The sequence below is a fragment of the Desulfobotulus pelophilus genome, from assembly GCF_026155325.1.
GTDB classification, from domain to species: domain Bacteria; phylum Desulfobacterota; class Desulfobacteria; order Desulfobacterales; family ASO4-4; genus Desulfobotulus; species Desulfobotulus pelophilus.
In genome coordinates this window covers 16,746-29,999 of sequence record NZ_JAPFPW010000002.1, presented here as the reverse complement: position 1 = coordinate 29,999, position 13,254 = coordinate 16,746, and the positions used below count along the sequence as shown (strand labels likewise).

Genomic DNA, 13,254 nt, shown 5'->3' with positions numbered 1-13,254 from the left:
CTGGTAAAGGAGTAAGATGGCGCAAAGTGGTAAAAAAATATCCCAGCACGGGCTCAATCTGCAACCCATCGAAAAACATGAAAACTCAAAAAAAACGAATCAACTGCTATCGCTGCCGCCATTACTATATCACCTGGGAGCCGAAGTTTCCCCATGGCTGTCGCGGACTTAACTTCAAAAGCCGGGAAATGCCTTCCCTTGCCGTTTTCCGTAGTTCAGGCCAACCCTGCCATTTTTATACGCCAAAACCCGGCAACACCCACAGCAAAACCACCAAAAAAGATATTCTTGCCTAAACTCTTTTTTTGCAATCCGGCCGCCCCTTCAGCACGGCTCACTGTCCCATACGCTCCCGCACCTCTGCCATGCGACCACAGGACATGCGGCCTTCCGGACACCTCCCACCGTGACCGCATCCCGGGCCTGCCAGGTGAAAAAGACCTGGGTCCCTCTCCATCAGCAGAGCACGCATTTCCCATGCAATCTCCCTTATTTCCCATTGGGCCCGGAAGCAGGTTCTCAGGCGCAGAAAATGAAAAAGCTGCCTCGCATTCATTGTAGAATAAATGTCTGTCGTATTGCCGGCAACCAGAAGATACACGCTGTCTTCTGGCACAAGACCAGCATCCTGCCCTTTTCTCCATAGGGCATCGCTCCCGGCAACAGCCTCCTGATAAATCATCAGGGCTTCAGGCATGCGGTTGATGGTTTCCGGCAATACCATTCCATGTCTGCCATAATGAGCAAAATCCGGAACTACAAGATTCTGAATCCTGTGACGGGTCATATGGGTAAGGCTTGCAAGACTGATGCCTGGTATATGGAAAGTATAGTTCACCTGCTCCAGCTCTCTGGGTCTTGCATCCGCAAGAACCCTCCTCACCATTGCCTGCTTCAGGGAGGGATCTTTTCTCAACAAATTTTCCGCACCATCCGGTCCCACACCCTGCCGCATCAAGGCTGCAAGAGCCACCATCTTTTCTCCATCCTCCGGCCCAGAAATCAGGCGGGTTTTTCTGAAGAAATCCCTTTCCGGCCCCTTCTCCACCCTTGCAGACAGCAGCACGGTTTCCGGTGCTGTCAGACCATCAAAGACATCGGGTAGTACGGCACGGGCCTGATTCAGAATCAATTCCCCCAAACTGCGGATCTCCGGGTAAACTCTCCCCCGGCCCAAAAGGCTGGTTGTCAGAAAATGAAGCAGTTCCCGTGCATTCATCGTACAATAAATATGGCTCCGGAAGCTGCAGGGTAAAAGGAATCGGGCATCTTCCTTGGGAATTCCCAGGGATGTAAGGTGGGCATAGGCATCAAAAAGCCGCTGCATCTGCTCATCATAGACAGCCTCGAATCTCGACCGGTCTGCCTCCGGCTTTTCAAAGCGAAAATCAGGCCGCAACCACCCCATTCCCGCATAGTCTACATAGCGCCTTGACTTAACTGTATAAGCGGCCAGCCTGAACTCAATAAGATACTGTTCAAAAAAAACGGAAACATCTTCAAAGGCAAGGGTAAAGACGGCATGCTCTGCTATGGACTGATGGCCAAGCCCCATCACATTGCGGATCAGCCCTCCAATATTTTCACGCCTCGTTTCTTCATAGATCGTTGTGGCACTACCCTCTTTCGTCGAGATCCTTGCCGATGCTGCACATATGCGTTCCGGTTCCGGTGTATGGTTAATGATCAGGGCCCGGGCCTTTTTCATAAACACGTCTCCTTTAAATTCTGCAGGTCCGGATATCCAGAACCATAATACCGCGGGCACCTAATGCCGTCAGCGCATCCATGATACCGTTGACTTCTTTTTTCTTCGCCATGGCTTTCACGGCCATCCAGCCTTTTTTACTAAGGGGAGAAACGGTGGGAGACTCTATACCGGGCGTAATACAGCAGGCTTGCTCCAGAAGACTTTCCGGGACATCATACTCCACAATTACATAGTCTCTGGCGACAACAATTCCTTGAAGACGCTCCACAAAGGTTCTGACCAAAGGGTTTTCAAGCACACGATCATCCTGTCCCACCAACACGGCTTCACTCTCCAGGACCACCTCGCCCACCACCTTCAAACCGGCATCTTTAAGGGTTTTGCCCGTCTGCACTACATCGGCAATAAGATCGGCGACACCCAGTCGGATGGAAATCTCTACAGCACCATCCAGAGGAACAATTTCCGCCGCCACTTTCCGTTCTTCAAGATCCCTTGCCACCAGAGTTGCATAGCTGGTAGCAATACGGCAGCCTTCCAGATTATCCGGAGTTATGGGACTGTTATCAGGGACCGCATAGCAAAATTTTGATTTACCAAAATGAAGAGGCAGGATTTCCACCACTCCGGCACCGGAGTCCAGCGCAAGATCCCGGCCTGTAATTCCAAGGGCCAGAATCCCTTTCCGTACATAAACAGCAATATCCTTTGGCCGTAAAAAGAAAAAATCAATCCCGTTCTCCACATCGGAAATGATCAGCTCCTTGCCCAGACGGCGGCAATTATATCCTGCCTCCCGAACAAGACGCACACTGTCTTCGGAAAGGCTTCCCTTATTGGGTAGTGCAATCTGCAGCATGGATTTTCCTTTCTAACATCAAGGGCAGACACAGAAAATCTTCTGGCCCTGCATATACCTCGTAACAGTGCTGACATATTTTCAGGTCTTTTGCACCGGTAACAGGAAGACTGCTTTCTGCACAAAAGCCTTATAAATATTTATACACATCTTCAAGGCTCAGGTCACAGGCAAGCATCATCACCTGCACATGATAGAGGAGCTGGGAAATTTCCTCTGCGGTTTTCTCCCGGCCCTCATACTCTGCGGCCATCCATACTTCTCCGGCCTCTTCAAGTATTTTCTTCCCTATAAAATGCTTTCCCTGATCAAGGGCAGCAACAGTACCGGATCCCGGCAGTCTTTTTCGTGCTTTTTCCTGCAACTCGGCAAACAACTCTTCAAAACGCTTCATAACTATTCCTTATCTGGATTCTTCGCAGAGGGCAAAGGCATCTCCAAGACGCACCATATGGGCTTTTTCCGCCTGAGCCAGCGTCATAAAGGCATCCCGCTCTTCTCCCTGGGCAGATTCTCCGAGGTTCCTGTAAAGGTCATAGGCCATCAATTCGACACGCAAAGCCGTTTCAAGAACCTCGGCACAGGCTGCCCCGGTAAATGCCTCCAGTTGTTCAGCAAGATCGTTCAGCCTCTCCCCGCTTTCGGCAAAATCCGTTGTCAGGTTTCCGTACACCGCCTCAAAACTGCCCTCTTCCCGCATAAACCGCCAGAGAATTCTTGCATGGGCCACTTCATCACGACCCATCTTTGCAAAAACATCCCCAAGTGGGAACTGCCCCCAGCGTTCCGCCAGCAAACCATAGAAAAACTCTGCACCCTTTTCAAGGGCCATGGCCCGTTGCAGGTGAGTCCCTTCCATAAGGTTCCCATAAAAAAGAGAAAGGTCCGGCGGACTTTCCACGATGCCGGATTCCCAGGCAGCCATGCCACCTGTCATGCTGATGATCCGCAGCTCCGGCCCCAGTACTTCCCGCCCCATGATAGCGGCAGCTTCGGACCTCACTCCCCTGGCACAATAGAAGATAAGTTCCCTCTCCGCATCTTTCACAAACGAAGCGATTCGGGAAGGGACTTCACTCAAAGGCAGGTGCAGAGCCCCCGGAATATGCTCTTCGCCATATTCCGAATCTTCACGGACATCCACCAAAAGATAAGCCTTCTCCTTCCGGGCTTTCATGTAAGTGGCAACATCTTCCGGCCACATTCTCTCAAAAGCTTCCGTCTTCATATCCCTGCCTCCTATCCGCCTTGCCATCTGCCCGCTCTCTGACTCTTCTGAAAGCCTTTCCACAGAGTTGCCTGACACCACCTCCTGTTTACTGGCCATGGATCAGCGGAAAAGCCTCCCCTCTCCGGGAAAAAGAATAAAAGGAAAACGGGCAAGGATAGCTCTCTCAAATTCTTCCTGCTCCCTGTACCATATGGCATCCATGCCCAGACCCATGGCCCTTTCCACGTGGGGTTTATGGTCATCCACAAAAAGGGTCCGGTCCGCGGAAGCCTTCATCCGATCCAGTACCTGCAGAAAAAACAGAGGATCTTTTTTGGTTATGCCAGCCTGATAGGAGTTAAAAACCCTATCAAAACAGGAAAAAAAATGATCCCTTTCATCCAGCTCTTCGAGCCAATGGGTCTGATCGCTGAGAACAGCCGTCCGTATACCAGCCTCCCTGAGCTGCATCACCAGAGAAAGCATGAAAGGCCTCACCACAAACCGTTCTTTCACAAAATTCGTGAGAAAGGCATCTTCTCCTTCAATACCCGTCATGTCACGAAATATTTTCCAAAACGAGGTATCTTTGATTTTGCCAGTGGTGAACCCTGTGGCATAGACAAGATCAAAAGCCTGACGCTTCAGGGTTTCTGGATTCTTTCCCTGGCTGTCTGCAAGATCAGCCATGGCGGTCTTAAAACCTTCCTCGGCAATAACCCCTCCAAAATCCAGAAGTACCAGCTCTGGGAAATGAAAATTTTCTTCGTCCATACCCCCACCTTTTTCAAAGCATTACTAAAGAGTTCAAAACGCTCTCGACAAAACCATCTCGTTTTCAATTCCCATAAAAGGAACCGGGGCTTTATCTATGTCGAGTGGGAAAGGAACTCATTAGTAAGTCAGTCCATCATCATACGGCTTGCCAATATGACCGTTGAGTACGCAGCCGGGTTCAAAGATTACGGGGAGCAGACAGCTGTCCTCCTGCAGCACTCGCCCCTCTGTCACACCACAAACCGGCACCCTGCCGGCCTGAATGGGCTGCTTACCAATGCATCCACAGATCCAGAAAAACGGCAAGGCATGAAAGCACAAAGATAAAAAGATAGTTCATGTTTTCCCGTGATTTACGGATGGAATTCACCAGATACAGGAGGGCTCCGCGGTCATCAGCACTCAGGGGCAGATCCTTTTCCAGCTTATCACCAAGACAAAAGTCTGCTATCACCCTGCGCCTCTTCCGCGAAATATAATAGCGGAAACCAAAAAACAGAACATACCCCATTACCCCAGCATACCAGACTGGCCGGAACCACTGTACCTGCCACTGGGTAAAAACAATGAGGATACGAAACATAAGGGCAGAAAAAAGGCCCAGAGCAAAAAAAGAGTCAATGAGTACCATGGGCAGGGTCCGGGGAACTTCGGGATTGTCTGCTGTCAATGAAACCTCCCTGAGAATAGCCAGTCCATGTACCAGAAAGCAGGAAAAGGCGCAATGCCATCCCCTGCTTCACCATTTCGTCCCACTTTCCTGACAGGAAAAAGCATTGTTTCAGAATGCGGCAGGTATCCCCCATGGTCCGGGCAGGCTAGTAGTTTTGATCCGCAAAATCCACCCATCCACCAGCCAGCACAAGGCTTTTATCAAATTCTGAAATATGAAAGGAAAAATCCAACCGATCATTTTCTGACCGAAAAGAAAATTCTTCTTTTTCAAGATTAACGGTAACAAAAGTATCTCTGCCTGCAAAACGGGCAAAAAGTGTTTCGATGGTTTCCGATGGCAGTTCAACAGCCATCATACCGCAGTTAAACATGTTCTGGCGAAAAATACGGGCAAAACTTTCCGCAATGACAAGGTAGATGCCATTGACTTCAAATGCCCACGGAGCATGCTCACGGGAAGAACCGCAGCCGAAATTGGCACGACTCACCACAACAGAAGCCCCGGCAAGGCTTGTGGCAGGATGAAAACCCTCCATGCTGAGATCCTCCATCAGATAGGGCTTCAGAGCCTCTTTGGTAATCTCCGTGAGATAGCGTGCGGGTATAATTTCATCCGTATTAATATCCGAACGGTCCAGAAACGCCACCTTACCGTCAAAGCTTTTCATGCACCTGCCTCCCTGCCGTCAAAAAGTTCCGAGTTCACGATATTACCGGCAATAGCCGTAGCCGCAGCCGTGGCCGGACTCATGAGATGCACCATGCCTCCCTTACCCATGCGACCGTTAAAGTTACGGTTAGTAGTGGCGGCACAGACTTCTCCGTCTGCCAGTACTCCATTGCTCATGCCAAGGCAGGCACCGCAGGTAGGATTGGTAACGCAGAATCCGGCATCCATGAAAATCTGTATAATCCCCTCGGCCAGGGCCATACGGTATACTTCCGGCGTTGCAGGAGAGACTACCCCCCGTACGGAATCAGCAATGCGTTTTCCCTTCAGAACAGCCGCGGCAATACGCAGATCCTCAATACGTCCGTTGGTACAGGATCCGATATAAACCTGATCCACAGGGGTTCCTTCCATTTCAGTAACGGGCTTCACCTGATCCGGCTTATAACCAAATGTAACCATAGGTGAAAGACCGCTGACGTCCAGATTCATCACACCGTCATAAACGGCATCTGCATCGGAAATCCAGCGGGAAAAATCTTCAAGGGCTGCTTCCCTGGAAGGATAGTCATTCCCAATAAAAGGCCAGAGATAGTCCACGGTTACGGAATCAGGATAGCAGACACCACAGGTACCACCTGCTTCAATGGCCATATTGCACAGAGTCATACGGGACTCCATGGACATTTTTTCAACCACTGAGCCGGTAAACTCAATGACTTTATTGGTAGCTCCGTTTACCCCCAGCTCTCCGATCAGTGCCAGAATGACATCTTTGGCATAAACACCTTCCGGCAGACTTCCCGTAACTTCCACTTTCAGTGTTTTAGGAGCTTTAAAAGCACAGACTCCTTTAAGAATTCCCACTTCCAGGTCCGTTGTACCCACCCCTGCGGCAAAGGCACCAAAAGCTCCATGGGTGCAGGTATGGGAATCCCCCATAATAATGGTGTAGCCCGGCCGGACAAAACCTTTTTCAGGGAAAAGAGCATGGCATACACCATTGCGTCCGATATCAAAAAAATCGACAATACCGTGACGTCTGGCCCACTCCCGAACAATCTTACCCTGTTCCGCAGTTTTGGAATCCTTTGCCGGTGTCACATGATCGATAACGGCTTTGATCCGTGAAGCGTCAAACACCCGGTCTTTCCCCCGGGCCACAAGGTCATTGATGGCTACCGGCGTCGTAATCTCATGGCAGAATACCGCATCCAGACGAATCACCTGAATGTCTCCTGCAGGATTATCCACCCGGTGGGCATCAAATATCTTTTCTGTAATGGTCTTGCCCATATCCTCTCCCTGGTCTTCAAAAAAACTTGATTGATGTTCGGGGCATCTTTTCTTGCCACAGGCCCCATCATCCGTCTATAAACGAGGTGCCCTGCTATGGCAAGGCCCTATCCTTTCAACCCCCCGGATATAAGGAAAGATCATGCAACCGGATCTTCGTGTGAATATTGCAGGACTTGAACTGAAAAATCCAGTACTGACTGCTTCCGGCACCTTTGGCTACGGCCTGGAATACGCTGAAGTGACCCGACTTTCCGGGATTGGAGCCATTGTAGTCAAAGGACTTTCCCTTACGCCTTCTGCTGGAAATCCTGAACCAAGGGTGGTGGAGACCGCTTCCGGTCTTCTCAATGCCGTTGGGCTTGAAAATATCGGTATAGAAGCATTTCTTCAATACAAGCTTCCCCTTCTTTCATCCTTCGGCACGCCTGTCATCGCCAATCTTTACGGAAAAAGCGAGGAAGAGTATAGAGCTCTTGCCCTTCGCATTGGGGACAACCCGGATATCGCAGCACTGGAAATCAACATTTCCTGCCCCAACGTAAAGGCAGGGGGTATGGCATTCGGTACGGATCCATCAGCCGCGGCCCGGCTGACGGCAACCATTCGCAGCGCTACAGCCAAACCACTGATTGTAAAGTTATCTCCCAACGTCACGGATATACGGATCATTGCCCGCAGCGTGGAAGAAGCCGGTGCCGATGCCTTGAGCCTTATCAACACCCTTACCGGCATGAGTATTGATGCCAAAACCCGCCGACCAAGACTGGCCAATATTACAGGCGGGCTTTCCGGCCCGGCTATCAAACCCGTAGCCCTGCGTATGGTCTGGGAAGCTGCGTCCTGTGTGCGCATACCCATCATCGGTCTGGGAGGTATTATGAGCGCAACGGATGCCGTGGAATTTTTTCTGGCCGGAGCCAGCGCCGTGGCTGTTGGAACAGCGAATTTCATTAATCCCGATGTTACCGGAAACATTGTCAGAGGCCTTGAAGAGTATCTCATACAAAACAGCATCCCCTCCGTTAACGACTTACGGGGAGCCCTGCTGCTTCCATAAGATCACAGCACCTTCGAGATTTAACCTTGCCATTTGCATGTCCTTGCTGTAAACAATGTTTCTCAACCAATCTACGCAAACAAAGCTCATCATATTTACCGTACAAGGAGCTTGTTCATGGCTAAGCCAACATTGTCACTGATCGCCTTTATCATGTGCATGATTCCGTTACCATTCACGGCCATGGCATCATCTGCTCCCACGGGCCTCTGGCAGACAGAAGGCAAAAAATCCGTTGTGGAAGTCATCGCCCTCCCCGAAAGCAAAAGCTGGGCAGCACACATTGTCTGGCTGGATAAGAAACAGAAAGAGCCCTCCGAAAAACTGCTGGACACATTGAATCCTGACCCCATGAAACGGAAAAACCCCGTAATGGGGCTTACCATAGCATGGGGATTCAAAACCTCTGAAGATGGCACATGGAAAGACGGACAGGTTTACGATCCTGAAACAGGAAAAATGTATAAAGCCCAGGCCAGAATGCGCGGTGACCGGTTGGAGCTCCGCGGATACATAGGGCTTCCAGCCTTTGGCCGCAGTACCTCATGGAAAAGAATCCCCCAGCTACCCGGACCTTACGAATAAAAGAAATTGCACAGGAATGTGACACCTGATCCGATGGCTGCTTTCTACTCCTCGCAGACTGCCGGTTTTTCTCCCGCAGCCTACCTTTTTGCAGACCAAAAGGGCTATATATACGAATTTCAAATCAATGACAAAACGTTCAACAAAGGAGCTCTCCATGAAAAAAATTCTTGTTCTGATCGCCATCTGCTTCCTTGCTGTTCCAGCCATGGCAAGCACAAAAGTTGGCAGCGTGGAACTGCCTCAGACCATTTCCATGGATAATGACACCCTGGTTCTTAATGGAGCAGGCATCCGGAAAAGGGCTTTCATCAATCTTTATGTTGGTGCGCTGTATGTACAGAAAAAAAACAGTAATGCCAACACCATCATCCATGCAGACGAACCCATGCTGATTCAGCTCCATATCACTTCCGGCATGATTACCAGAGAAAGAATGCTGGATGCCATCAATGAAGGCTTTGATGCTGCGACGGGAGGCAATACGGATGCCATCCAGTCCCGCATCGAAGAACTGAACGGTTTTTTCAATGATGAAATTAAGGAAGGTGATCTCATTGAGCTGGCTTACGCACCCGAAAAAGGAATCATCATGAGTAAAAACGGAGAACAGCGCGGCACGATTGCAGGCCTTGACTTCAAAAAAGCTCTTTTCGCCATATGGCTGGGCGACAAGCCTGCGGATAAACGCCTGCAAAGAGATATGCTGAATTAACATTGCTCCCATCACTTTCCATATCTTCACAACCTCACAAAAGACCCCAGTTAATCTGTGGGTCTTTGTGATGCAGGGAAAGTAATGTCTTGGCCTGATTAAAAAACGGCTTACCGTCCGGATTCTTTTTCTGCTTTTCGTCTCCGGTTTCCCGTGCGTGCCACTATGGCCATTTCAAGGGCATCCCGCCATTCACCTGCACTTAGCTGAAAACGCTCACACAGGGTTTTATCCGGATCGCCTTGAAAAAAAGACCGAAGCTCCCGCAAACTGAACCCATCATAATAGTAGGCTGCCAGCCCATCATCCCGCAGGAACAGAGAAGGGGTGGCATCAGAGTATTGTTTCATAAGAATTTCAAGGTCTGTTACAGAATCCGCGTAGGCCACTTTTTCACACCCTTTCAGACAGGCCGAACTCAAGTATATGATCAAACAAAACGATGATCCGAACGCGCTGACACCACGCCCTCCCGCTCCCGGGTCATCCATCCCGTACGAACGTTCTCCCTGTGATCAAACGCGGGTATATAAGGTTTAATGTCCACAAGGGGCGTTCCGTTCAGCACATCCACCCCCAGAATTCGAAGTTCTGCTCCCTTAACCTCCAGCAGTTCTACCACAGACATGCCAAGATGACTTGGTCTCAGGGGCGATCGGGTAGAAAAAACACCCCTTTCCTCCGTATCCATAAAAGGTACGACACGCATTTTTTCCTGCCTGGCTCCATGAAAAAAATAAAACAGATAAAGATGGCTGAACCCGTCGAGATCCTTAAGGCCATCCACAAAGGCTGGCATTATAACAACGGTCCCTTCCACATCGGCGGCCCCCACCGGCTGTATGGGCATATTCTGCAGGTCCGAAAAGGGAGAGTAGATGGTCCCTATGCACGGAATAAGTAATGAGTTCATGGACATTCCTTCCTGTCAGCATACTCGCAGGGAACATGCCTTATATCGTTTCACTCCAGCACAGGACCTTTTTGATAAACCTTCTCAATCCCGTCCCTGTAACGGCTCAGCACCACCTCCCTACGCACTTTCAAGGTGGGCGTCAACTCTCCTGTTTCCACACACAGCCTCTCATGCAAAATCACATAGCCACCGATCTTTTCAAACTTCTGCAACTGTCCGTTGACAGAAGCAATCTCCACTTCCATCATCGCCACAAGCTCAGGAATTTTCACAAAACCTGGCCGGACCCTGCAGACATCATCTTCTTTTGTCTCCAGGATTTCTTCGGAAAAGGGAATACCGGCCTCCCGAAACATACGGACAAAGGTTGTAAAATTTGGCTCTATCAGTACAACAGGAAAGGGCCTGTCATCCCCCACCACCACAGTATTTTCAATATAAGGGCTCAGAGAGAACAGGGCTTCCAGTTTAACCGATGCTACCCTGTGTCCCGTTGTCAGCATAATCATGCCTTTTTTCCGGTCCACCATGCGCAGATAACCGTCTTCCGTGAGCTCCACCACATCTCCGGTACGATAAAATCCATCCGGCGTAAAAGCAGCATTCGTGGCAGCCGGGTTGTTCCAATATCCCCTGAAAAGAAAATCTCCTTTGACAAGAAGCTCCCCATCTTCCGCCAGGCGCCAGCTGACCCCTTTACAAAAAACACCTACAGATCCCGGTTTGATCGCATGAACAGGATTAAGAGCAATGGTATTACAGGTTTCTGTAGTACCGTACCCTTCCAGCAGGCGTATGCCTGCGGCCAGATAAAGACGGCATATGTTTTCCGGAAGGGCTCCTGCTGCGGAAAAAACAAAACGGATCCTCCCGCCAAGCCGCCTGCGGAGTTTGCGGAAAATGAAAAAATCCAGAAGACGATAATAAAGAGAAAATCCGAAGCCCTGAACACAGGGACTTCGTTTTGCCGACATGTCCACAACACCGGCGGCCCGTAGGATTTTTTCCACCACGAAAGAACCAGCATCTGTCGCTTTACGAAACAGAAAACGCTCTACAGCCCCCCTAAGGGTTTCCGATGCCCTCCCATATACCTTCGCATAGGTATGGGGAACTCCCAGCATATAGGTTGGCCTGAAAAGCCTCAGGTCCTCACCCAGCGTAGAGGTTGAACCATAGGCAATGGGAACGGCTGCAAACATAGCTGTGCCATGACCGCACTGACGCTCAAAACTATGGGACAACGGCAAAAAGGACAGAAGGCAGTCTTTTTCTGTGAGGAGGGGAATGGCGCAGAGATCCCGTATACAGGCAAAGGTCATGGAAGCATGGGTATGCAGAACCCCTTTGGGCTGTCCCGTGGTTCCGGAAGTATAGATCAGAGTCATGGCATCATCAGGTTGCACACTCCGCCAGCGGGTTCCGAACAACAAAGGAGACAGCTGGAAAAAACGACGGCCCTCTTCCCGGAAATCATTGAGACATATAAGATTCACGCCATCATCTGGGGAATCGTTCTCAGGCCCCAGCGAGATAATGGTTGTAACGCACTCGGGCTTTACAGCGGCAAACCGCTCCTTTGTGGTTCTGCCATAAATAAAAACCCACCGTGCTCCAGAGTCCTGTACCTGCTCTGCCATTTCCAAAGCTGAAAGAGCCGGATGAACAGCTACGGTGATGGCACCCGAACATAAAATAGCATAATCCGCCCACAACCACTGCGGTACCGTAGGAGCCAGAATGGCGACCCGGTCTCCCTTCTTCACCCCCCGTGACAGCAGCCCACCGCTGATTTCCCTGATCACCTCACCCAGACGCCCATAGGCAAGGCTGCTAACGTTTCCCTTTTCATCCCGCCACTTCTGGGCCGGGCGATCTGGAAAACGGGCAACATTTCGCTGAAAGAGCTCAGGAAATGTCTGCCGGGTCAGGTACCATTTCTGTGCCTGCTGATACATAGGTTTCTTCCTCCATCCCGCCTGGTGCAACAAGAATCGTGGGGAGAGGCTGCCATGACGCAGCCATGGCCCGGATCTTTCAAAGTAATCAGGAACCGAATCCGGAGCATAGCGTGTTTGACCATAGACAGGCAGCCCGAATTTTTGTGACACAACTAAGGCAACTCACCACCGGAACATCCTGGTAGTGAGTTGCCTTAGCTATCCGCCGTATCGCTCATTATGGCAGAAAACATCCAGAGCTTTCCGCTCCGGAGCCTTTGGAGCTTTTTCAGGATATCCCAAGGGAATCATACTCACAACCTGCACAGCATCGGGAACCCCCAGAATATCTGCCGCCTTTGCATGATCAAACAAACCAACCACCACCGTTGCCAGACCCATATCATGGGCTGTCAGGCACAGGCTCTGGGTTGCAATTCCCAGATCATATAACATCCAGTCGCCTAGAACGGTAGGGGCTTTACCGTCATAATAACCGCTGGCCCCCTTCTTCCCACAGAGAACAAGCAGTAAAGGTGCCGCCACAATGGCTTTGGTGGCAGGATTCCGCGGTGCAAGTGTTTCCTGAAGCCCCAGCCGTGTATCCTCATCCCTCACAACAATCACTTCCCAGCACTGCGTATTCGCCCATGACTGCGACCACTGCACGGCTTCCAATATTTTCTGCAGATCCTCCCCGGAAACCATACGATCCTCAAATTTACGGATACTGCGACGGCTTTTCAGGACATTCAACAATTCTGACATGGATCTCCTCCTTTGCTGTTGAGAGTGTAAGGAGTCCCCGCAGGATTCTCTCCCCCGAGAAGCCCTGTTGAT

General features: G+C 50.4%; 16 protein-coding genes. 4 read left to right on the top strand and 12 right to left on the bottom strand.

The genetic code is table 11. From position 1 onward, the window contains the following. Positions 1-77: 77 nt before the first annotated feature. The gene (locus OOT00_RS02290) at positions 78-296 is read left to right on the top strand and encodes a uracil-DNA glycosylase (protein WP_265423675.1); all 219 of its coding nucleotides are present in this window, start codon (positions 78-80) and stop codon (positions 294-296) included. Positions 297-334: 38 nt separating this feature from the next. Here the strand turns inward: OOT00_RS02290 and thyX are convergent, their stop codons facing one another. The 8 genes from thyX to OOT00_RS02250 form a co-directional block, all read right to left on the bottom strand. Then, entirely contained in the window at positions 335-1,708 is a 1,374-nt protein-coding gene (thyX, locus tag OOT00_RS02285; RefSeq protein WP_265423674.1) for an FAD-dependent thymidylate synthase, read from the bottom strand. Positions 1,709-1,721: 13 nt separating this feature from the next. Beyond that, entirely contained in the window at positions 1,722-2,570 is an 849-nt protein-coding gene (gene hisG, locus OOT00_RS02280) for an ATP phosphoribosyltransferase (protein WP_265423673.1), read from the bottom strand. A gap of 130 nt (positions 2,571-2,700) precedes the next feature. Beyond that, entirely contained in the window at positions 2,701-2,964 is a 264-nt protein-coding gene (locus OOT00_RS02275; RefSeq protein ID WP_265423672.1) for a phosphoribosyl-ATP diphosphatase, read from the bottom strand. 9 nt (positions 2,965-2,973) lie between these two features. Continuing rightward, positions 2,974-3,798: a rhodanese-like domain-containing protein gene (locus OOT00_RS02270; protein WP_265423671.1), complete on the bottom strand. Its 825-nt coding sequence runs from the start codon at positions 3,796-3,798 to the stop codon at positions 2,974-2,976. Between the two features lie 102 nt (positions 3,799-3,900). Then, positions 3,901-4,554, bottom strand: coding sequence for an HAD family hydrolase (locus OOT00_RS02265; protein ID WP_265423670.1), 654 nt, complete (start codon positions 4,552-4,554; stop codon positions 3,901-3,903). 274 nt (positions 4,555-4,828) lie between these two features. Beyond that, positions 4,829-5,227 carry a hypothetical protein gene (locus OOT00_RS02260; RefSeq protein WP_265423669.1) on the bottom strand — a complete coding sequence of 133 codons (399 nt, stop codon included), beginning with the start codon at positions 5,225-5,227 and terminating at the stop codon, positions 4,829-4,831. 148 nt (positions 5,228-5,375) lie between these two features. Beyond that, positions 5,376-5,900, bottom strand: a complete 525-nt coding sequence (locus tag OOT00_RS02255; RefSeq protein ID WP_265423668.1) for a 3-isopropylmalate dehydratase small subunit — start codon at positions 5,898-5,900, stop codon at positions 5,376-5,378. After that, complete coding sequence (locus OOT00_RS02250; protein ID WP_265423667.1) at positions 5,897-7,198, bottom strand: 3-isopropylmalate dehydratase large subunit; 1,302 nt, start codon at positions 7,196-7,198, stop codon at positions 5,897-5,899. Before OOT00_RS02250 ends, OOT00_RS02255 begins: the two co-directional genes overlap by 4 nt. 142 nt (positions 7,199-7,340) lie before the next feature. On the opposite strand from OOT00_RS02250, the gene OOT00_RS02245 reads away from it, so the two are divergent. The 3 genes from OOT00_RS02245 to OOT00_RS02235 all read left to right on the top strand — a co-directional run bounded on the left by OOT00_RS02245 (position 7,341) and on the right by OOT00_RS02235 (position 9,558). After that, positions 7,341-8,258, top strand: a complete 918-nt coding sequence (locus OOT00_RS02245; RefSeq protein ID WP_303649777.1) for a dihydroorotate dehydrogenase — start codon at positions 7,341-7,343, stop codon at positions 8,256-8,258. A gap of 117 nt (positions 8,259-8,375) precedes the next feature. Continuing rightward, positions 8,376-8,843, top strand: a complete 468-nt coding sequence (locus OOT00_RS02240; protein WP_265423666.1) for a DUF2147 domain-containing protein — start codon at positions 8,376-8,378, stop codon at positions 8,841-8,843. Positions 8,844-9,000: 157 nt separating this feature from the next. Then, positions 9,001-9,558 (top strand): chalcone isomerase family protein, encoded by a 558-nt coding sequence (locus OOT00_RS02235; protein ID WP_265423665.1) that lies wholly within the window; start codon positions 9,001-9,003, stop codon positions 9,556-9,558. 110 nt (positions 9,559-9,668) lie between these two features. Here OOT00_RS02235 and OOT00_RS02230 read toward each other — a convergent pair whose 3' ends face one another. From OOT00_RS02230 to OOT00_RS02215, 4 genes are all read right to left on the bottom strand, one after another. Then, on the bottom strand, positions 9,669-9,947 hold the full coding sequence (locus OOT00_RS02230) for a hypothetical protein (protein ID WP_265423664.1): 279 nt from the start codon (positions 9,945-9,947) through the stop codon (positions 9,669-9,671). Between the two features lie 41 nt (positions 9,948-9,988). Then, entirely contained in the window at positions 9,989-10,471 is a 483-nt protein-coding gene (gene tsaA, locus OOT00_RS02225) for a tRNA (N6-threonylcarbamoyladenosine(37)-N6)-methyltransferase TrmO (RefSeq protein WP_265423663.1), read from the bottom strand. 50 nt (positions 10,472-10,521) lie between these two features. After that, on the bottom strand, positions 10,522-12,432 hold the full coding sequence (locus OOT00_RS02220) for an AMP-dependent synthetase/ligase (RefSeq protein WP_265423662.1): 1,911 nt from the start codon (positions 12,430-12,432) through the stop codon (positions 10,522-10,524). 201 nt (positions 12,433-12,633) lie between these two features. Beyond that, on the bottom strand, positions 12,634-13,182 hold the full coding sequence (locus OOT00_RS02215) for a nitroreductase family protein (protein WP_265423661.1): 549 nt from the start codon (positions 13,180-13,182) through the stop codon (positions 12,634-12,636). Between the last annotated feature and the right edge of the window lie 72 nt (positions 13,183-13,254).